The sequence below is a fragment of the Klebsiella sp. PK01 genome (genome assembly GCF_057624675.1).
In genome coordinates this window covers 549,794-567,643 of sequence record NZ_JBYEZM010000002.1, presented here as the reverse complement: position 1 = coordinate 567,643, position 17,850 = coordinate 549,794, and the positions used below count along the sequence as shown (strand labels likewise).

Annotated in this window: 16 protein-coding genes and 1 tRNA gene; 6 read left to right on the top strand and 11 right to left on the bottom strand. The window is 56.9% G+C overall.

The window, feature by feature from the left end; genetic code table 11:
* Nucleotides 1-198 precede the first annotated feature (198 nt).
* The 3 genes from AC22LX_RS07895 to AC22LX_RS07885 form a co-directional block, all read right to left on the bottom strand.
* Nucleotides 199-275, bottom strand: a tRNA-Pro gene (locus tag AC22LX_RS07895).
* Nucleotides 276-351: 76 nt separating this feature from the next.
* Nucleotides 352-2,112 carry an LPS biosynthesis-modulating metalloenzyme YejM gene (gene yejM / locus AC22LX_RS07890; protein WP_045391375.1) on the bottom strand — a complete coding sequence of 587 codons (1,761 nt, stop codon included), beginning with the start codon at nucleotides 2,110-2,112 and terminating at the stop codon, nucleotides 352-354.
* Nucleotides 2,113-2,131: 19 nt separating this feature from the next.
* Nucleotides 2,132-2,359 carry a YejL family protein gene (locus tag AC22LX_RS07885; protein WP_045377048.1) on the bottom strand — a complete coding sequence of 76 codons (228 nt, stop codon included), beginning with the start codon at nucleotides 2,357-2,359 and terminating at the stop codon, nucleotides 2,132-2,134.
* A gap of 188 nt (nucleotides 2,360-2,547) precedes the next feature.
* Here AC22LX_RS07885 and yejK point away from each other — a divergent pair, with 188 nt between their 5' ends.
* A complete protein-coding gene (gene yejK / locus AC22LX_RS07880) occupies nucleotides 2,548-3,555 on the top strand; it encodes a nucleoid-associated protein YejK (RefSeq protein WP_015365669.1) in 1,008 nt (335 codons plus the stop codon).
* A 39-nt stretch (nucleotides 3,556-3,594) separates the two neighbouring features.
* Here yejK and AC22LX_RS07875 read toward each other — a convergent pair whose 3' ends face one another.
* Nucleotides 3,595-4,356: a DeoR/GlpR family DNA-binding transcription regulator gene (locus AC22LX_RS07875; protein WP_045391372.1), complete on the bottom strand. Its 762-nt coding sequence runs from the start codon at nucleotides 4,354-4,356 to the stop codon at nucleotides 3,595-3,597.
* A gap of 81 nt (nucleotides 4,357-4,437) precedes the next feature.
* Between AC22LX_RS07875 and AC22LX_RS07870 the strand changes: the two genes are divergently transcribed.
* Nucleotides 4,438-5,034: an NUDIX domain-containing protein gene (locus AC22LX_RS07870; protein ID WP_045391369.1), complete on the top strand. Its 597-nt coding sequence runs from the start codon at nucleotides 4,438-4,440 to the stop codon at nucleotides 5,032-5,034.
* Between the two features lie 20 nt (nucleotides 5,035-5,054).
* On the opposite strand, the gene AC22LX_RS07865 is transcribed toward AC22LX_RS07870, so the two are convergent.
* Nucleotides 5,055-6,341 carry a serine hydrolase domain-containing protein gene (locus AC22LX_RS07865; protein ID WP_045391367.1) on the bottom strand — a complete coding sequence of 429 codons (1,287 nt, stop codon included), beginning with the start codon at nucleotides 6,339-6,341 and terminating at the stop codon, nucleotides 5,055-5,057.
* Between the two features lie 103 nt (nucleotides 6,342-6,444).
* On the opposite strand from AC22LX_RS07865, the gene AC22LX_RS07860 reads away from it, so the two are divergent.
* On the top strand, nucleotides 6,445-7,332 hold the full coding sequence (locus tag AC22LX_RS07860) for a LysR family transcriptional regulator (protein ID WP_045391365.1): 888 nt from the start codon (nucleotides 6,445-6,447) through the stop codon (nucleotides 7,330-7,332).
* A 58-nt stretch (nucleotides 7,333-7,390) separates the two neighbouring features.
* Here the strand turns inward: AC22LX_RS07860 and rplY are convergent, their stop codons facing one another.
* Entirely contained in the window at nucleotides 7,391-7,675 is a 285-nt protein-coding gene (rplY, locus tag AC22LX_RS07855; RefSeq protein ID WP_015365674.1) for a 50S ribosomal protein L25, read from the bottom strand.
* Between the two features lie 136 nt (nucleotides 7,676-7,811).
* Nucleotides 7,812-9,569, bottom strand: a complete 1,758-nt coding sequence (radD, locus tag AC22LX_RS07850; RefSeq protein WP_045391363.1) for a DNA repair helicase RadD — start codon at nucleotides 9,567-9,569, stop codon at nucleotides 7,812-7,814.
* A gap of 147 nt (nucleotides 9,570-9,716) precedes the next feature.
* Here radD and rsuA point away from each other — a divergent pair, with 147 nt between their 5' ends.
* The 3 genes from rsuA (at nucleotide 9,717) to AC22LX_RS07835 (ending at nucleotide 12,305) form a co-directional block, all read left to right on the top strand.
* Complete coding sequence (gene rsuA, locus AC22LX_RS07845) at nucleotides 9,717-10,436, top strand: 16S rRNA pseudouridine(516) synthase RsuA (RefSeq protein WP_045391360.1); 720 nt, start codon at nucleotides 9,717-9,719, stop codon at nucleotides 10,434-10,436.
* Nucleotides 10,433-11,629 (top strand): Bcr/CflA family multidrug efflux MFS transporter, encoded by a 1,197-nt coding sequence (locus AC22LX_RS07840; RefSeq protein ID WP_045391357.1) that lies wholly within the window; start codon nucleotides 10,433-10,435, stop codon nucleotides 11,627-11,629. Before rsuA ends, AC22LX_RS07840 begins: the two co-directional genes overlap by 4 nt.
* 331 nt (nucleotides 11,630-11,960) lie before the next feature.
* Nucleotides 11,961-12,305, top strand: coding sequence for a YejG family protein (locus AC22LX_RS07835; protein WP_045391356.1), 345 nt, complete (start codon nucleotides 11,961-11,963; stop codon nucleotides 12,303-12,305).
* Nucleotides 12,306-12,308: 3 nt separating this feature from the next.
* Here AC22LX_RS07835 and yejF read toward each other — a convergent pair whose 3' ends face one another.
* Genes yejF through AC22LX_RS07815 form a run of 4 tightly spaced genes read right to left on the bottom strand, consistent with a single transcriptional unit; the run spans nucleotide 12,309 to nucleotide 17,834 of the window.
* Entirely contained in the window at nucleotides 12,309-13,898 is a 1,590-nt protein-coding gene (gene yejF, locus AC22LX_RS07830) for a microcin C ABC transporter ATP-binding protein YejF (protein WP_205460681.1), read from the bottom strand.
* A gap of 1 nt (nucleotide 13,899) precedes the next feature.
* A complete protein-coding gene (locus AC22LX_RS07825) occupies nucleotides 13,900-14,925 on the bottom strand; it encodes a microcin C ABC transporter permease (protein WP_487333903.1) in 1,026 nt (341 codons plus the stop codon).
* Nucleotides 14,925-16,019 carry a microcin C ABC transporter permease YejB gene (locus AC22LX_RS07820; protein WP_487333902.1) on the bottom strand — a complete coding sequence of 365 codons (1,095 nt, stop codon included), beginning with the start codon at nucleotides 16,017-16,019 and terminating at the stop codon, nucleotides 14,925-14,927. The genes AC22LX_RS07825 and AC22LX_RS07820 overlap by 1 nt, the downstream gene beginning before the upstream one ends.
* Before the next feature lie 9 nt (nucleotides 16,020-16,028).
* Nucleotides 16,029-17,834 (bottom strand): extracellular solute-binding protein, encoded by a 1,806-nt coding sequence (locus AC22LX_RS07815; RefSeq protein ID WP_063447977.1) that lies wholly within the window; start codon nucleotides 17,832-17,834, stop codon nucleotides 16,029-16,031.
* Nucleotides 17,835-17,850: the final 16 nt, after the last annotated feature.

The window sequence follows — 17,850 nt, the reverse complement described above, 5'->3', positions numbered from 1 at the left end:
TGTCCTGCTTCATCATGATGGGCAGGGGGAGTTACAGGCGGCGGTTACGCGGTGAATGATCTATAGAGAAAGGCCGGGCAGGGAGACACGTTTCAGGTCTGGAGTGAAGGAAGGATCGAGTTTTTCGACGGGGTTTCCCCCCTGCGAAAAACAGGCACAAAAAAACCAGCCATAAGAGGCTGGTTTTTCGAAGGTTTTTGGTCGGCACGAGAGGATTTGAACCTCCGACCCCCGACACCCCATGACGGTGCGCTACCAGGCTGCGCTACGTGCCGACGCGTGGAGGATAATATTACCCGTTCCCCCATCGAATGCAAGCGACCGACAACTGATTGATTCAAAATTAATCAATCAGTTAGCGATAAAGCGTTTTTCATCCGTCAGCACCTGCAGCAGCAGGCTGAGCTGTGGTTTTTGGTCTTTCACCTTCTCGCCGTTACTGTTCCAGGTGTGATAGGTGCCGTTGTGGTCGAGCACCACAGTCATCGTTGGCGTGGTAATCGCCAGAGTATCGCTATTGGCCGCGGTGACCCAGCTGCGGCGGCGCGCCGGGCTAAACAGGTCTTCGCCCTGCGAATATTCATTCGCTGGCGTCGACACGTGCAGCAGACGCTGCATCAGCGTCGTCATCACATCTTTGTTATCCGTGAGCGTGGCGATCTCCTGCGCTGGGGTTCCCGGCCAGTGAATAACCAGCGGCACCTGCAGATTGCCCCGTGACCAGTCGAATTTACCCTGCTTGTTATCCAGCGGCATGCCGTGCCCGGCGGTAATAATCACCACCGTATTATCCAGTTTGCCCGCTTTGCGCAGCGCGTCGAGCACACGGCCAATTTGCGTATCGACGTCGCCTGCGGCGCGGCCATAGGTGCGCGCAAAATTCTGCTGCTGGCTGTTATCAATATTAGTGCCGTTCAGCGATACCCACGAGAACCAGCGGTTCTCATCCTGGGCGTAGCGATCCAGCCAGCCGATCCATTGGTCTGCCGTTTGCTCGTCACTTTGCGTTTTGGCCGCCGGCAGCGAGAAGTCCGACAGCAGCGCCTGACGATAGAGCGGACTGCTGAAACCGTCTGATGAGAACAGGCCCAACTGGTAGCCCTGTTGGTTGAGGGCGGTAATCAGCGCCGCCGGGATACGCGCCGAGAGCACGCCATCCATATAACCCGGCGATATGCCGTAGAACAGGCCGAACATTCCGCTATCGGTACTATTACCGGAGCTCATATGCTGACTAAAGTTGACGCTCTCTTTTGCAAAAGCAGCCAGCTGCGGCATATTTTTCTCGAAGCGTGAATAGTTGAGGTTATCCACGGTAATGAGCAACACGTTGTAGCCCGTGCCGAGGTCTCGATAGCGTAGATCGCTCAGCGGATACTGCACCGAAACCGCTTCCGGCGCGCCTTGTTCAACCAGACGGCGCTGGTAATCCTGAGCGTCGAGCAGGCCATGCTTCTCAAGGAAGCGGCGAGCGGTCATCGGATAAGAGAGCGGCAAGTTGGCCCGCTGCATGGTGATCGGGCGATAGAAGTTAGCATCCGCCCAGATATAAATCAGGTGGCTGCTGATAAATGAAATAAAGAAAAACCAGGCGACGGGGCGCGCGTAGTGACGGCGGCGCGTCAGGCTGCGCAGCTTTTGCCAGCTCCAGGTGGCGAAGAGCATCTCGATCAGGAAGATGATCGGTACGCTGATAAACATCAGCTGCCAGTCGCGAGCCATCTCGTTCTGGTCGGGGTTAATCACCAGTTCCCAGACGACGGGGTTTAAGTGCAGGTGGAAGCGAGTGAAGACTTCGCTATCGATCAGCAGCAGCGTCATCCCGGCGGTGGCGAAGATGACCGACAGGAAGCGCATAAGCCGCTGCGAGCCGACGATAAAGGTCAGCGGGAAGAGAATCAGTACATAGCTGGTGAACACCAGAAAACTGAAATGACCAACGAGGCTGACATACGAGAAAACCCGCCCGGCAAGCGTCGTTGGCCAGTCGGCGACAAAAAGATAGCGGCTGCCGAGCGCCATGGCCAACAACATGTTGAACAGGGCGAACCAGTGTCCCCAACTGACCATCTGGGAGACTTTTTCTCGGTAGGGCTGACGTAGAGTCACCATATACTGTTGTTCGTTATCCTTAGTGCGCGGGATCGTCGTTAATGGACGATTGCAGCGCCTGGGCGAAAGAACGGGCGATTGCCTGACGCTGCGCCGGCGCGACGCTACTGTTAATCAGGTTGGTCACCATATTGCCCAGCACCATCAGTGACAGGTCAACCGGCGCTTTGTGTGTTTCCAGGACGTTCGTCAGCTCGCTGAGCAGCTGCTCGACCTGTTCATCGCTATAGCGGGATATTTGTGGCATAAACTCAAAATCTGTTTGTTCGTGAAAGGGCAACATATTACCGTAGCAGCAGCATTTTTTCCGCATTTTTTCGCCACGGCGTAAAAGCGCCCAGCAACGCGAGTCTCAAGCGTGAAACAGACATCTGCCGGTTGCGTCATCGTCCCGGTGGTGGTTGAATACCGCCCGGTCTAAAAGGAGAGTTTAACATGAGTCTGGATATCGACCAGATTGCCCTGCATCAGTTGATCAAACGTGATGAACAGAATCTGGAACTGGTGCTGCGCGAGTCGCTGCTGGAACCAAATGCCACTGTCGTGGAAATGATGGCTGAACTGCATCGTGTCTACAGCGCAAAAAGCAAAGCCTATGGCCTCTTTAATGAAGAGAGCGAGCTGGCGCAAGCGTTGCGTTTACAGCGTCAGGGTGAAGAAGAATTTCTTCCTTTCAGCCGTGCGGCAACCGGTCGCCTGCGCGATGAGCTGGCGAAGTATCCGTTTGCCGAAGGCGGCATTGTGCTGTTCTGTCAGTATCGTTATCTGGCGGTCGAGTATCTGCTGGTGGCGGTGCTCAATAATCTGAGCAGCATGCGCGTTAACGAAGAGCTGGATATCAGTTCCACGCATTACCTCGATATCAACCATGCCGACATCGTGGCGCGTATCGATCTGACCGAGTGGGAAACCAATCCCGAATCGACCCGTTACCTGACCTTCCTGAAAGGGCGGGTGGGGCGTAAAGTCGCTGATTTCTTCATGGACTTCCTCGGCGCCAGCGAAGGGCTCAACGCCAAAGCGCAGAACCGCGGTCTGCTGCAGGCGGTGGATGATTTCGCCGCTGACGCGCAGCTGGATAAATCCGAGCGCCAGAACGTGCGCCAGCAGGTGTACGCCTACTGTAACGAACAGCTGCAGGCGGGCGAAGAGATCGAGCTGGAGTCGCTGTCTAAAGAGCTCTCCGGCGTCAGCGAAAAGAGTTTCCAGGAGTTTACCGCTGAACAGGGTTATGAGCTGGAAGAGAGCTTCCCGGCGGACCGCAGTACGCTGCGCCAGCTGACCAAATTTGCCGGTAGCGGCGGCGGTTTGACCATTAACTTTGATGCGATGCTGTTAGGCGAGCGCGTATTCTGGGATCCGGCAACGGATACGCTGACCATCAAAGGTACGCCGCCGAACCTGCGCGATCAGCTGCAGCGCCGTACTTCTGGCGGTAATTAATCCCTGCAGCTTATCCCGGCGGAACATGATGCCGCCGGGTTAACCTTCTACCTGAATAATCCCGACGCCGCTTTGTTTAAGCTTCTGGCGTAACGTGTCATCCAGTTCGCTGTCGATAACCACTGTGCTGGCAAGATTAAGCTCGCCGATGGCAAATGCGGAGGCGGAGTTAATTTTCTCGGCAGAGGCCATCACCACGGTTTCTGCGGCTCTGGCCGCCAGCGCGCGCTTGATGCCCGCCTCTTCATAATCACCGGTGGTAAAGCCCACCCGCGGGTGCACACCCGTTACTCCCATAAAGAACAGATCGGCATTAATCCGCGCCATCGCCGCCAGCGTCTCGGCGCCGACCGTGACTACCGAATGTTTAAACATTGTGCCGCCGAGCAGGATCACGTCGATCAGCGGATGCTCGACCAGCGCCACGGCGATCCCTGGACTGTGCGTCACCACGGTACAAGCAAGGTCGGCGGGTAGCGCGGCGATCATCGCCGTGGTGGTGGTGCCGCCGTCGACGATGACCACCTGTCCTGGCTGGATAAGCGCCGCCGCCCGGCGGGCTATCGCCTGTTTGGAAGCCATCTGCACGCTTTTTCTGCTTTCGATTGGCGCGATAGCGGCGGATACCGGCAGCGCGCCGCCGTGGACCCGTTGCAGTTTACCTTCCGCCGCCAGTTCGCGCAGATCGCGACGAATGGAGTCTTCGGAGACTTTAAAGCGCTGGCTTAACTCTCCCGACATCACCTGTTTTTCTGCGGCAAGGAGCTGCAGGATGTGCTGTTTTCTCTGGCTGGCGAGCATGTTGTTCACTTCACGATTGATCTTGTTTATGCACGATTATGCATGTTATGTTGCCCGCTGTCACCTTAGAAGGGGAAAAACATGCATGTAGACGCACCGCGCGTTCGCCACGTTCGCGAAACGCTCTTGTCAGATAACTGGTACACGCTGAAAAAATATACCTTCGAACTGCTGCGTCGTGATGGACGCTGGCAGGAGCAGAGCCGGGAAGCCTACGACCGCGGCAACGGCGCGGTTATTCTGCTCTACAATCGCCACAAGCAGAGCGTGGTGCTCATCCGCCAGTTTCGTTTTCCGGTGTGGATCAACGGTCACGACGGTTTTTTGATCGAGGCCGCCGCGGGGTTACTGGATAACGCCTCGCCGGAAGAACGCATTATCGCCGAAGCGGAAGAGGAGACCGGTTTTCGCGTCACCCGTATTGAACCGGTATTCACCGCGTTTATGAGTCCGGGGTCGGTGACCGAGAAGCTGTACTTCTTTATTGCTGAATACTCCGCGGACGATCGCCGTGGCGATGGCGGCGGGCTGGCGGCGGAAGGAGAGGATATTGAAGTGCTGGAGTGGCCGCTGGCGCGGGCGTTACGGGCCATTCGCGAGGGCGAAATCGTGGATGCGAAAACCATTATGCTGCTGCAGCACCTGGCGTTAAATGCCGACACGCTCCTTGCCGGTTAAGCGGCAAGGAGCCGGCAAGATTAGCGCAATTCGCGGGCAATGGCGCTGTACATCAGCGCCGCTTCCAGCGGTTGCGCGTTAAAGGACGGTTCCGCCTGTGGCCAGGTTGACCACTGCACGATCACCAGATGTTCCGCACGGTTGACCATTATCACCTGGCCGTAGATCCCCAGCGCCCACAGCGAGCCTTTGAGCCCTTCCTGCGGCGTCGGCTGCACGTTTTGCGCATTGGCCGGAATGGCGTTATTCCACCATTGATAGCCGTAGATACCTTCCGGATGCGCTGCTGAAACCGAGTTCAGCGCTTTTGTCCAGCTCGCGGCTTGATCGAACCAGCCTGCGGGCACCAGCTGTTCACCGTTGCTCAGGCGGCCATCGCGGGCGACAAACTCGCCAAAGCGTCCCCAGTCTTCGAGGGTGGCGTTAAAGCCGTGGGCGCCGACATCATGTTGTCCTTTTTTGTAGGCGTGCCACACGCCATCGTGGGCCATGCCCGCAGGCTGCCACAGTGATTGTTCAAGCCAGGCGGCCAGCGACATACCGGTTGCGCGTTCCAGCACATCGCCCAGCAGCCAGGCGCCGCCGGAAGAGTAGGACCACTGCTCGCCTGCCGGGTGTTTGCGCGACAGCGTCGACACAATTTTACGCACGCAATCATAGGCGCCGGGCTGCGCTTCACACTGGGTCAGGCGGGCGAAGTGCGACTGTGGATTGGTGTAATCTTCATTCCATTCCACGCCGCTGGTATGTTGAATGAGCTGCTTGAGCGTCACGCCATCCCAGGCGGTGCCTTTCAGTTCGGGTTCATAAACGGTAATCAGGTCATCAAGGGAGTGGATTTTACCCTGTTGAATAGCGATACCGACCAGCGTCGAGACGACCGATTTACCCACCGAGCGCGAGGTCCACAGCGTGGTGTCGGTATTACCTTCGGCGAGATATTTCCAGGCGACTTTGCCATCTTTCAGCACCAGCATACCGCTGACGTTTTCGCGCTTCAGGTAATCTTGCAAATTCCAGGTGTGGCCGTTGAGCGTGTAGCGGGCATCGGTCAGCTGTTTTTTTGCGCGCTCCAGCGGGACCGAGTCGCCGTGACGGAAAACATCGCCAGCATAGTTGCGATAGTCATTACGAAAGCCAACGACGCGTGACGCCTGATCCCAGGTGAGCATGTCTTTGGCCGCGGGTAGCGTTTGATCGTAAGGCGTGGGGCAGACATCCAGCGTCAGGCCGCCGCAGTTTTGCGCCATTGCCGCCGCCGGTAGCGCCGCCAAAATTAACGCCAGAGCCAGTGGTTTTCTTATCATTTTCATTTCCTCGTTTGCCATAGATTCGCATCGCAGTATATAAACCGGCGCGCGGCGGCTAAAATCATTCTATGGGGGATTTTCCCCTGAAAGGGAGAGAAGGATGAAAACCCTGCAGTATTCATTTGCACAGATTGAAGCCTTCGCGACGATTGCTGAGACCGGCAGCCTGTCGCGGGCGGCGATTCGTTTAGGGAAAGACCGTACGACGCTTCGCGATCTGCTGGATTACCTGGAAGATGCGTTGGGCTACCGGTTATTCAGCCGTGAAGGGCGTAGCCTGACTTTAACGGCCGAGGGAGAGCAGCTTTTTCGCCAGGCGCACCTGTTGTTGCGACAGGCGCAGGCTTTCGAGTCTTTTGCGCAAACGCTGCCGCAAACGGCCTGGCAGGAGTTACGCCTGGTGTACGATCCGTTCGTGCCGCGTGAATTTCTCTGTTTGCTGGCCGATACGCTTGCCCGGCGGCAGATCCGTTTAAGCTGCTGGAGCGCTTCGCGTCGCGAAGCCGAGCAGGCGTTGAGCGATGACGTCGCGGATATGGCCATTTGCCAGGCTAACAATCGTACGCTGGGTAGCGAAATGGAGTGGCGGGCGCTGGGTACCGTTGATTTACGCTTTTACGCCGCGCAGCGGTTGTTCGCTGATGCCGCAAGGCCGCTGACGTTGCTGAATTTATCGCTCACCCCGCAGTTAGTCATGCACCGGCGCAGCGACGATCAAATCGCCCGCCGGTTGCAGATATCCGGCCATACGCTGTATATGAATGAAATCACCATGTTGCGCCACGCAATGGAGCAGGGGCAGGGCTGGGGTTTTTTACCCGACCATTTACGGCCCGACGAGTGGCAGGGGGTTGCTGAAATAGCCACCGAGGTCGGTAATCAGGGGCTTAACGTTACCATGGTGATGCTGTGGCTGCCGGGAATGAATAAACACCGCGCGCTGGGAGAGATTGTTGACGACGCGCCAGGGTTATGGCGGCGCAGATAACAAAACGCCCCGGGTCAGAAGACACCAGGGCGTTTGCCATACAACTTGCTATCGGCGATTAAGCGCGAACGAAGTCGATGTGGGTCAGTTTCGGCTTGAACGCGTGACGCTGAACAGCCTGAACTTTAACTTTCTCTTCTTTGCCATCGACAACCAGGGTCAGAACTTCGCCGTAGAACTCAGCTTTATCCTGCATGTTCCACAGTTTGTCGTGGTCCAGTTCGATAGCAACCGGAGCAGCTTCGCCACCGTAGATGATTGCCGGGAACTTGTTAGCTGCGCGCAGGCGGCGGCTCGCACCCTTACCCTGCTCTTTACGTACTTCTGCGTTGATAGTAAACATTGATGTCTCTCTATATATAAAGCCTGCAACAGGCGACCCAGCAGCAGGCAGATTATCTGCTTTGCGAATGCAAAAGCGGGCGGCATTATAGCCGCCTATCGGCACAGCGGCAATCAAAACCTCAGTTTTTGGCGGATTAACGCAGCTCATTGGCGCGACGGAAACGGCCCTGATAATCGAACACTTTTTCCCGCACCTGCCAGTATTGCCCCTTCATCCGGGCGACGACAAAGTCCGGATGGCGCAGCAGCGCCTGCTGGGCAATGATGTCTGCCGGAGTTATCCAGCGTAGCGGCACGCCCGGAGTACGGGTATGCGGGCGGATAAACAACTGCTCAAAGGCGGTACGCTGCGCGGGCGTTTGCAAACGGAAGCGCTCACTCACATCGGCGCCGTCCTCATCGTAATAGGTGATTTTTAGCCACGGGCCTTTTTCATCGCTGCCATGCTGCAGCGCCATGCCGCTGCAGCGCAACACCAGCGCGTCTTTAAGCTTCAGCGCCGCCTTCAGCATGTCGTCCGGGTCGACCAGAATAGAATCGCACTCGCGACAGCGGCGGGCGGCAATGTCATTCTCGGCGTTGCACTGCGGACAGTTTTTAAAACGAAAGCGGAAGTCGCACTGTTCGCGATGGCCGTCATCATCTTCGAACCAGCCCTGGCAGCGACGGCCAAAATGCTCAATCAACGTGCCGTCGGCGGTGGTTTTCCCCCAAAAAGTATTGGCGAAACCGCAGGCCGGGCAGAAAACCTGTACCGGGACATTATCGCTTTTGCCTTTTGGCGTGCCGACTTCCGGCGCATACAGGTCGTGAGGGTTGCCGGCATAGTCGAGGATCAGGCAGTCGGTTTTGCCCGGCGCCAGACGCAGGCCGCGGCCAACAATTTGTTGGTAAAGGCTTACCGACTCTGTTGGCCGAAGAATCGCGATAAGATCGACGTGCGGCGCGTCAAAGCCGGTGGTCAGTACCGCGACGTTCACCAGATAGCGATACTGCTGCGCTTTAAAAGCTTCGATGATGCGATCGCGCTCCGGCCCCGGCGTTTCGCCGGTAATCAGCGCCGCCTGCGTGGGCGGCAGCAGGCCGGTAATTTCCCGCGCATGTTCGACGGTCGCGGCGAAGATCATCACGCCTTGACGGCTTTCGGCAAACTCAACGATTTGGCTGACGATATGCGGCGTGATGCGCTGCTGTTTTTTCAGCTCATGGTTAAGGTCGGCTTCGCTGAACAGGCCATTGCTCTGCGCCTGCAGGCGGCTGAAATCGTATTGTACCACCGGCATATCGAGGCGCTCAGGCGGCGTCAGGTAGCCGTGCTTAATCATATAACGCAGCGGCAGCTCGTAGATGCAGTCGCGGAACAGCGCTTTCTCGTCGCCGCGCACCATACCGTGATAGTGGAACTGATAAATCCACCCCTTGCCGAGACGGAAGGGGGTCGCGGTCAGGCCGAGCAGCCTGAGCTGTGGATTCACCTGCCGCAGGTGGCTGATGATTTGCTGATACTGGCTGTCGTCATCGTCGCTGATACGGTGGCACTCATCGACGATCAGTAAGGAGAATTCGCTCTGAAACTGCTCAAGATTGCGCGCCACCGACTGCACGCTGCCGAAGACCACCTTGCCCTGGCTCTCTTTACGCTGCAGACCGGCGGCGAAAATATCGGCTTCCAGGCCAAGCGCACAGTATTTACTGTGATTCTGCGCCACCAGTTCTTTAACGTGGGCCAGAACCAATACGCGTCCGCGCGCCAGCCGCGCAAGTTCGGCGATCACCAGGCTTTTGCCGGCGCCGGTCGGCAGCACGATGGCGGCCGGCTCATGGTGACGGCGGAACCAGGCGAGCGTGGCGTCGACCGCCTCTTTTTGGTAGGGACGTAGTGTAAAAGTCATCAATTCTCGGGGGTTAATTAACTCGCAAATAGTATGCCATGAATCTTTTCCCTTGAGTGGTGTTAAGACCCCGTTATACTAACCAATGGAATTCTTCTTTTTCGGGCGAGATGCCCGCTCCAGCATTATTACAGGCTAAAAAATCTCATGCGACTTGATAAGTTTATCGCTCAGCAGCTTGGCGTCAGCCGTGCTATTGCCGGGCGTGAAATCCGCGGCAGCCGCGTTACCGTGGACGGCGACATTGTGAAAGATGCCTCCTTTAAGCTCCAGCCGGAGCACGAGGTAGAATATGACGGCAATACGCTGACCCAGCAGCACGGCCCCCGTTACTTTATGCTCAACAAGCCGCAGGGTTATGTCTGTTCAACAGACGATCCCGATCATCCAACGGTGCTTTATTTTCTCGATGAGCCGGTTGCCCATAAGCTGCACGCCGCCGGGCGTCTGGATATCGACACCACCGGTCTGGTACTGATGACCGATGATGGGCAGTGGTCGCACCGCATTACTTCGCCGCGCCATCACTGCGAAAAAACCTATCTGGTGGAGCTGGAAAATCCGCTGGAAGAGGGCGTCGCCGAGCAGTTTGCCAAAGGCGTGCAGCTGCATAATGAAAAAGATCTCACCAAACCTGCTGTCCTCGAAGTCATCACTCCGACAGAAGTGCGCCTGACCATCAGCGAAGGCCGCTACCACCAGGTAAAACGCATGTTCGCGGCGGTGGGTAACCACGTCGTGGGATTACATCGCGAGCGTATCGGCGATATTACCCTTGATGCGTCGCTGGAGCCCGGCGAATACCGCCCGCTGACGGCTGACGAAATCGCCAGCGTTGGCGCCCCACAAGTACGGAGTAAAACGTGACGACAAAGCAGAATTCTTCATTGGGGATTGTGTTTATTCTTGGCCTGTTGGCCATGTTAATGCCGCTGTCGATTGATATGTATCTGCCGGCGCTGCCGGTTATCTCGTCGCAGTTCAACGTGCCGGACGGCAGCGCGCAAATGACGCTCAGCACCTATATTCTGGGCTTTGCGCTGGGCCAGCTGCTGTACGGGCCGATGGCCGACAGCATTGGCCGTAAACCGGTGATCCTCGGCGGGACGCTGATTTTCGCCGCGGCAGCAGTGGCCTGCGCGTTATCGCAGACCATCGAGATGCTGATTACTATGCGTTTCTTCCACGGCCTGGCGGCCGCGGCGGCCAGCGTGGTGATCAACGCCCTGATGCGCGATATTTACCCGAAAGAAGAGTTCTCGCGCATGATGTCATTTGTCATGCTGGTCACCACCATTGCGCCGCTGGTGGCGCCGATGGTCGGCGGCGCGGTGCTGGTGTGGTTCAGCTGGCACGCGATTTTCTGGATCCTGGCGCTGGCGGCGCTGCTGGCGTCGGCGATGATCGCTTTCTTTATTAGCGAGACGCTGCCGGTTGAAAGACGGCAGAAATTTCATATTCGCACCACGCTTGGCAACTTCGCCACCTTGTTCCGCCACAAGCGGGTACTCAGCTATATGTTGGCCAGCGGCTTTAGTTTTGCCGGCATGTTTTCATTTCTCAGCGCGGGTCCATTCGTCTACATCAACATTAATCACGTGTCGCCGCAGCACTTTGGCTACTATTTTGCGCTGAATATCGTGTTCCTGTTCATCATGACCATCATTAATAGCCGCTTTGTTCGCCGGGTCGGCGCATTGAATATGTTCCGCGCCGGGCTGTGGATCCAGCTGGCGATGGCGGTGTGGATGGTGGTGTGTGCGCTACTTGATGTTGGTTTCTGGTCGCTGGTGGTGGGCGTGGCGGCGTTCGTCGGCTGCGTATCAATGGTCTCCTCTAACGCCATGGCGGTGATCCTCGACGAGTTTCCGCATATGGCGGGAACCGCATCGTCGCTGGCCGGAACATTTCGTTTTGGGATTGGCGCGATTATCGGCGCGTTGCTGTCGATGGCTACCTTTACCACCGCCTGGCCGATGCTGATTTCTATCGCTTTTTGCGCCGCGAGCTCCATTCTCTTCTATCTGTACGCCAGCCGGCGACGAAAAGTCGCACATTAAGTCACATTTTCAGGGGCGATTTCCGCCCCTTTTTTGATACATATCAACCGAAATCGGCTTCCCTGTTTAGCTATTTGTTTCTTTTATGTAAAATCAATTAGTGTAAAAAGTCGCAATGTTGCGATAAAAAAGTTGTTTTGGATCACAGAAACGGGTACATATAGCCGCGAACTGTTTCCGCAAGGCAACTATAAAGTTCTGGATAATAAGCTGTTAGCCCTGGCCCGATGCGGGTGTAAGCGTTTTCTAAGCTGTTGCAGGACTATTTGTCAACAATGTGTTAATATTGATGTAAATTTATTGTGAAGCCTTTTGCTTCCGGGGAAACCAAGTGAATACACAGCAACTCTCTATCGTACACCGACTGCCGCAGAGCTATCGCTGGCTGGCCGGTTTTGCGGGTTCAAGAGTTGAACCGATTCCGCAAAACGGCGCGCAGGGCGAAAATAGCCTGGTGGCATTAAAACTGCTCAGCCCGGACGGCGAGAAAGCGTGGCCGGTGATGCGTACGCTGAGCCAGGCGCTGAGCGACATCGAAGTGGATTGTTCCATTCTCGAGTGTGAAGGCGAGCCATGCCTGTTCGTTAATATGCAGGATGAGTTTGCCGCTACCTGCCGACTGAAAAATTTCGGCGTGGCCATTGCCGAGCCTTTCTCTGGCAACAACCCCTTCTGACCGTCAGCTTAACGCCAGCAGCTGGCGGGTGTACTCCTGAAGCGGTGCCGTAAATACGCGCTCGCATTCACCCTGCTCGACGACTTCTCCCTGCCGCAGCACTATCACCTGATGACAGAGCGTCCGTACAACACGTAAATCGTGGCTGATAAACAGATAGGCCAGCTGATGCTTTTGCTGTAGCGTCTTCAGCAGCGCCAGGATCTGCGCCTGCACGGTTTTATCCAGTGATGAAGTCGGTTCATCTAACACCATCAGCTGCGGTTTGACGATCAGCGCCCGGGCAATGGCGATACGCTGGCGCTGGCCGCCGGAGAATTCCGCCGGATAGCGCTGTCGCGTCGCGGGGTCGAGCCCCACTTCCTGCATCACCTGAATCACCGCCTGTTCACGTTCCGCGGGCGTCAGCGTTGGCTGATGAACGCGTAATCCTTCCTCGATAATCTGCAGGACGCTCAGGCGCGGGTTGAGCGATGAATTCGGATCCTGAAAAACGACCTGAATGCGTCGGCGCAGCGGCAGCATCTGGCGGCGATTTCGCCCCTGGATCGACTCGCCGGCAAACTGCATTTCTCCGCTGGAGTTAATCAGCCGCAGCAGCGCCAGCCCGGTGGTGCTTTTGCCAGAGCCGGATTCTCCCACCAGCCCCAGCGTTTCTCCGGCCCTCAGGGTAAAAGTCAGATGGTTGACCACCCGATTGTGATCGACCACCCGGCGCAGGATCCCTTTGCGGATTGGGAAGGCGACGTTAAGATCGCGGGCCTGCAGCAGGATGGGCGCATCGGCGGGTAGCGGCACCGGTTTGCCGGTCGGTTCGCTATCCAGCAGGCGGCGGGTATACGGATGCGCGGGCGCCTGAAACAGCTCCCGGCAGCCGTTTTCTTCGACGCAGCGGCCGTTTTGCATCACCGCCACCCGGTCGGCAAGCTGGCGGACAATGCTCAGATTGTGGGTGATGAACAACATCCCCATGTTGAGCTCATGCTTCAGTTCGCGCAGCAGTTGCAGAATTTGCGCCTGCACCGAGACGTCCAGCGCGGTGGTTGGTTCATCGGCGATGAGCAGCTCCGGGCGCGTCAGCAGCGCCATGGCGATCATCACCCGTTGGCGTTCGCCGCCGGAAAGCTGGTGCGGATAGTCGGCAAGCCGCCGTGAAGCGTTACGGATGCCAACCCGATCCAGACAGTCGAGGATTTCGCCGCGCGCCGCCTCTTTGCGCATGCCGCGGTGCAGCGAGAGCACCTCGTACAGCTGTTTCTCCAGCGTATGCAGCGGATTGAGCGAGACCATCGGCTCCTGGAAAATCATCGCGATGCGGTTGCCGCGGATCCCGCGCAGGGTACGCTCATCGGCGCGCAGCAGCGACTGGCCGTGAAAGCGGATATCGCCGCTGGGATAGCTAACCGGCGGCGAGGGCAGAAGGCGCAGTACCGACAGCGCGGAGACGCTCTTGCCGGAGCCGGATTCGCCGACCAACGCCAGCGTTTCACCCGCGGCAATCTGCAGCGTCAGGTTGCTGACTACCGTTTGGCTTGCCCCTTGCTGGCGGAAGGCGATAGAGAGGTCGTCAATGTCTAATAACGGTTGGCTCATGTTATACCGCCTTACTCGGATCGAAGGCGTCGCGGACCGCTTCGCCGATGAAAATCAGCAGCGTCAGCAGCACCGCCACCGACAAAAATGCCGCCATCCCCAGCCACGGCGCCTGCAGGTTATTTTTCCCCTGCAGTAGCAGTTCGCCCAGCGACGGTGAGCCTAGCGGCAGGCCAAAGCCGAGAAAATCGAGCGAGGTCAGGGTGGTTATCGAACTGCACAAAATAAACGGCAGGAAGGTGAGGGTGGCGACCATCGCATTCGGCAGCATATGGCGCAGGATAATATGGCGATCGCTGACCCCCAGCGCCTGTGCGGCGCGAATATAATCGTAGTTGCGGGTGCGCAGGAATTCGGCGCGAACCACCCCGACCAGCGTCATCCAGCCAAATAAAACGGTGATTGCCAGCAGCCACCAGAAATCAGGTTGCACTACGCTTGAGAGCAGAATAATTAAAAATAGCGTCGGCATTCCGGACCATACTTCGATAAAACGCTGCCCCCACAGGTCGAGCTTACCGCCGTAGTAGCCCTGCAGCGCCCCGGCAAGCACGCCAAGCACGCTGGAGAAGAGCGTCAGCAGCAGACCGAATAATAATGAGATCCGCGCGCCATAGAGGATCCGTGCGAATACATCGCCGCCGTTAGCGTCGGTACCCAGCCAGTTGTGCCTGGACGGCGGCGAAGGGAAGGGGCTGTCGGTGGCGAAATTGATGCTGGTGGCGCCGAAACGCACCGGGGCCCACAGCACCCAGCCGTTTTCCGCCAGCCGTTTTTGCAGCCAGGGATCCTGATAGTCGGCGGCGGTGGCAAAATCACCGCCGAAGGTCGTTTCGCTATAGGTTTTCAGCGCCGGTACGTACAAACTACCGCGATAGTGCACCAGCAGCGGCTTATCGTTGGCGATAAGCTCGGCGCACAGGCTGCAAATAAACAGCGCCAGGAAGATACATAGCGACCAGTAGCCGCGGCGGTTGTGGCGAAAACGCGCCCAGCGGGCCTGATTAACGGGGGAGAGAAATGACATTAGCGGCCCTCGAAATCGATACGCGGATCGACCAGCGTATAGCTGATGTCGCTGACAATGTTTAATAACAGGCCGATTAACGTGAAGATATACAGAGTGCCGAACATCACCGGGTAATCGCGCGACACGGTGGCTTCGTAGCCGAGCAGCCCAAGACCATTGAGCGAGAACATCACCTCAATCAGCAGCGAGCCGGTAAAGAACATGCTAATGAAGGTGGCGGGAAAACCGGCAATTACCAGCAGCATGGCGTTGCGAAAAACGTGTTTCCACAGGATCTGTTTTTCCCCGACGCCTTTGGCGCGGGCCGTTACCACATACTGTTTGCGGATCTCATCAAGGAAACTGTTTTTAGTCAGCATCGTCAGGGCGGCGAAACCGCCGATCACCGTCGCCAGCACCGGTAAGGTGATATGCCAGAGATAGTCGGCGATCTTCTGATACCACGGCAGGCTATCAAAATTAGCGGAGACCAGGCCGCGCAGCGGAAAAAGATCGAAATAGCTGCCGCCGGCGAAAATCACGATCAGTAATATCGCAAACAGAAATGCCGGGATGGCGTAACCGATGATGATAAATGTGCTGCTCCAGACGTCGAAATGGCTGCCGTTACTGACGGCTTTACGGATCCCCAGCGGTATCGACACCAGGTAGATAATCAGCGTGCTCCACAGGCCGAGGGTAATAGACACCGGCAGGCTGTCTTTAATCAACTGCAGCACCGAAGCGCTGCGAAACAGGCTGTCGCCAAAATCAAAAAGCAGATAGTCGCCGAGCATCTTAAAGTAGCGTTCGTGAATCGGTTTATCGAAGCCGTAGCGGTGGGTGATTTCGGCAATCACTTCCGGATCGAGCCCACGCCCGCCGCGATAATGACCTTCACTGATATTGCCAACGCCGGTACGCGCATGACTGGCGCCCATACCGCTATCTCCTGCGCCGGGCAACCCGCTGCGGTCGCCGAACTCCACGGCGGCGATCGCCTGATCGACCGGACCGCCTGGCGCAATCTGCACGATAAAAAAATTGATGGTGATGATGGCCCAGAGCGTCGGGATCACCAGTAATAGTCGGCGGAGCAGGTAGGCGCCCATCTTTAATCCTTAACGTCGGTCCGCGGGAAGCCTGGCGGCTTTGTTAACATCGTACCACCAGCCATCAAAACCGGAGGAGTAGGTCGGGCGTGTTTGCGGGAAGGAAAATTTGTTCCAGTAAGCCGTCCTGTCCTGCGCCATATACCACATCGGCAGCATGTAATAGTTCCAGGTCAGCACCCGGTCGAGCGCGCGACCCAGCGGCCGGAGTTTCTGTTTGTTGCCCTGCCAGCGAACGATCTGCGCAATCAGCGCGTCGACCGCCGGGTTCTGCACTCCCGGTGCGTTATAGCTGGAGTTAATATAGTCCGAGGCCCACGAAACCTGTAAACCCGTATCTGGCCAGGCGGTGGCGCGCCACAGCGAGGGCATCATGTCGTAATCGCGGCTCCGCAGTCGGCTGGTGGCCTGGGAGTTATCCACCTGACGGATATCCATCGTCACGCCTAAACGCTGTAAATTATGCTGGAACGGTAGTACCCAACTGACGTTGCCGCCGGAAGCGAGCAGCAGCTCAAAGCGCAGCGATTTGCCGGTTTTACGGTTTACCCGCTGACGGTTTTTTAGCACCCATCCCGCCTGGTTCAACAGGGCATCTGCTTTAAGTAAATTGGCGCGATCAAAACCATCGCCGTTGGAAACGGGCGGTTGATAAATCCGGGTAAAGACCTCTGGCGGCACATCTTTTTTCAACGGCGCCAGCAAAGTGAGTTCATCGGCCTTCGGGTAATCACGAGCGGCATATTCTGTATTCTGAAAGTAACTGTTTGGCCGACTGTAGGCGCCGTAAAACAGCGCCTTATTCATCCATTCGAAATCAAATGCAAGGGTGATGGCTTCACGCACCTGGCGGTCGGCAAAGACCGGGCGCTGAGTATTAAAAGCTAGCCAGCGGGTATCCTTTGCCGAGGTAGTCGTGCGATCGTCTTTCACTATATAACCGTTGCTAAAGTTGCGCCCGATATAGCGCGTCGCCCAGTTTTTTGTCGAACTCTCCTCGCGCATATCTACCGCTCCGGCTTTGAAGGCTTCGAAAGCGACGTTATCGTCGAGATAGTAGTCGTAGCGAATCGTGTCGAAGTTCCAGCGCCCGCGGTTCACCGGCAGGTCGGCGGCCCAGTAGTTCTCGACTCGCGAATAGACAATATATTGCCCCATCCGCCAACTGCTGATGCGATAGGGGCCACTGGCGAGCGGCGGCGTTGAAAGGGGGTCGCTCAGTTTATGATGGCGCCAGAATGACGCGGGCATTATCGGCAGGGACAGCAGGCTGAGCATATTTTCTTTGCCCGGCTTGGCCAGTTCGATGCGCACCGTCAGCGGGGCGATAGCTTTAACGGTCGTCCCTTTATAAATAAGACGGAACTGCGGGACCCCTTCGGTCATAAATTTTTGAAAGGTGAAAGCAACGTCGCTGGCGGTAATCGGGCTACCGTCATGAAAGCGGGCGCGCGGGTTGATGGTAATTTCCATCCACGAGAAATCATCGGTAAAGCGCGCGCGATCGGCAATCAGCGGGTAGTAGCTGCCCGGTTCATCGTCCGAGGTGGTAAACAGAGTGTCATACAGCGCATCGGTGCGTACGCCGGGATTACCGCGCAGGGCGTAGCGATTGAAATTGTCGAAGGTGCCAATGGCGGCAAGCGTAATACCACCGCCTTTTGGCGCATCCGGATTGACGTAATCGAAGTGATGAAAGTCAACGGCATACTTTGGCTCGCCGATGATAGCGAACGCCTCGCTCTCTTTTATGGTTTGCGCCTGGCTACTAAGGCTAAATAAAGCCAGCAGCAGCAGGCCGATGCGCGCAAACATAGTTGGAATATCATCC

Coding starts and splice junctions, on each gene's coding strand:
- yejM (WP_045391375.1), bottom strand. CDS start 2,112: ATGGTGACTCTACGTCAGCCCTACCGAGAAAAAGTCTCCCAGATGGTC.
- AC22LX_RS07885 (WP_045377048.1), bottom strand. CDS start 2,359: ATGCCACAAATATCCCGCTATAGCGATGAACAGGTCGAGCAGCTGCTC.
- yejK (WP_015365669.1), top strand. CDS start 2,548: ATGAGTCTGGATATCGACCAGATTGCCCTGCATCAGTTGATCAAACGT.
- AC22LX_RS07875 (WP_045391372.1), bottom strand. CDS start 4,356: ATGCTCGCCAGCCAGAGAAAACAGCACATCCTGCAGCTCCTTGCCGCA.
- AC22LX_RS07870 (WP_045391369.1), top strand. CDS start 4,438: ATGCATGTAGACGCACCGCGCGTTCGCCACGTTCGCGAAACGCTCTTG.
- AC22LX_RS07865 (WP_045391367.1), bottom strand. CDS start 6,341: ATGATAAGAAAACCACTGGCTCTGGCGTTAATTTTGGCGGCGCTACCG.
- AC22LX_RS07860 (WP_045391365.1), top strand. CDS start 6,445: ATGAAAACCCTGCAGTATTCATTTGCACAGATTGAAGCCTTCGCGACG.
- rplY (WP_015365674.1), bottom strand. CDS start 7,675: ATGTTTACTATCAACGCAGAAGTACGTAAAGAGCAGGGTAAGGGTGCG.
- radD (WP_045391363.1), bottom strand. CDS start 9,569: ATGACTTTTACACTACGTCCCTACCAAAAAGAGGCGGTCGACGCCACG.
- rsuA (WP_045391360.1), top strand. CDS start 9,717: ATGCGACTTGATAAGTTTATCGCTCAGCAGCTTGGCGTCAGCCGTGCT.
- yejF (WP_205460681.1), bottom strand. CDS start 13,898: ATGAGCCAACCGTTATTAGACATTGACGACCTCTCTATCGCCTTCCGC.
- AC22LX_RS07825 (WP_487333903.1), bottom strand. CDS start 14,925: ATGTCATTTCTCTCCCCCGTTAATCAGGCCCGCTGGGCGCGTTTTCGC.
- AC22LX_RS07820 (WP_487333902.1), bottom strand. CDS start 16,019: ATGGGCGCCTACCTGCTCCGCCGACTATTACTGGTGATCCCGACGCTC.
- AC22LX_RS07815 (WP_063447977.1), bottom strand. CDS start 17,834: ATGTTTGCGCGCATCGGCCTGCTGCTGCTGGCTTTATTTAGCCTTAGT.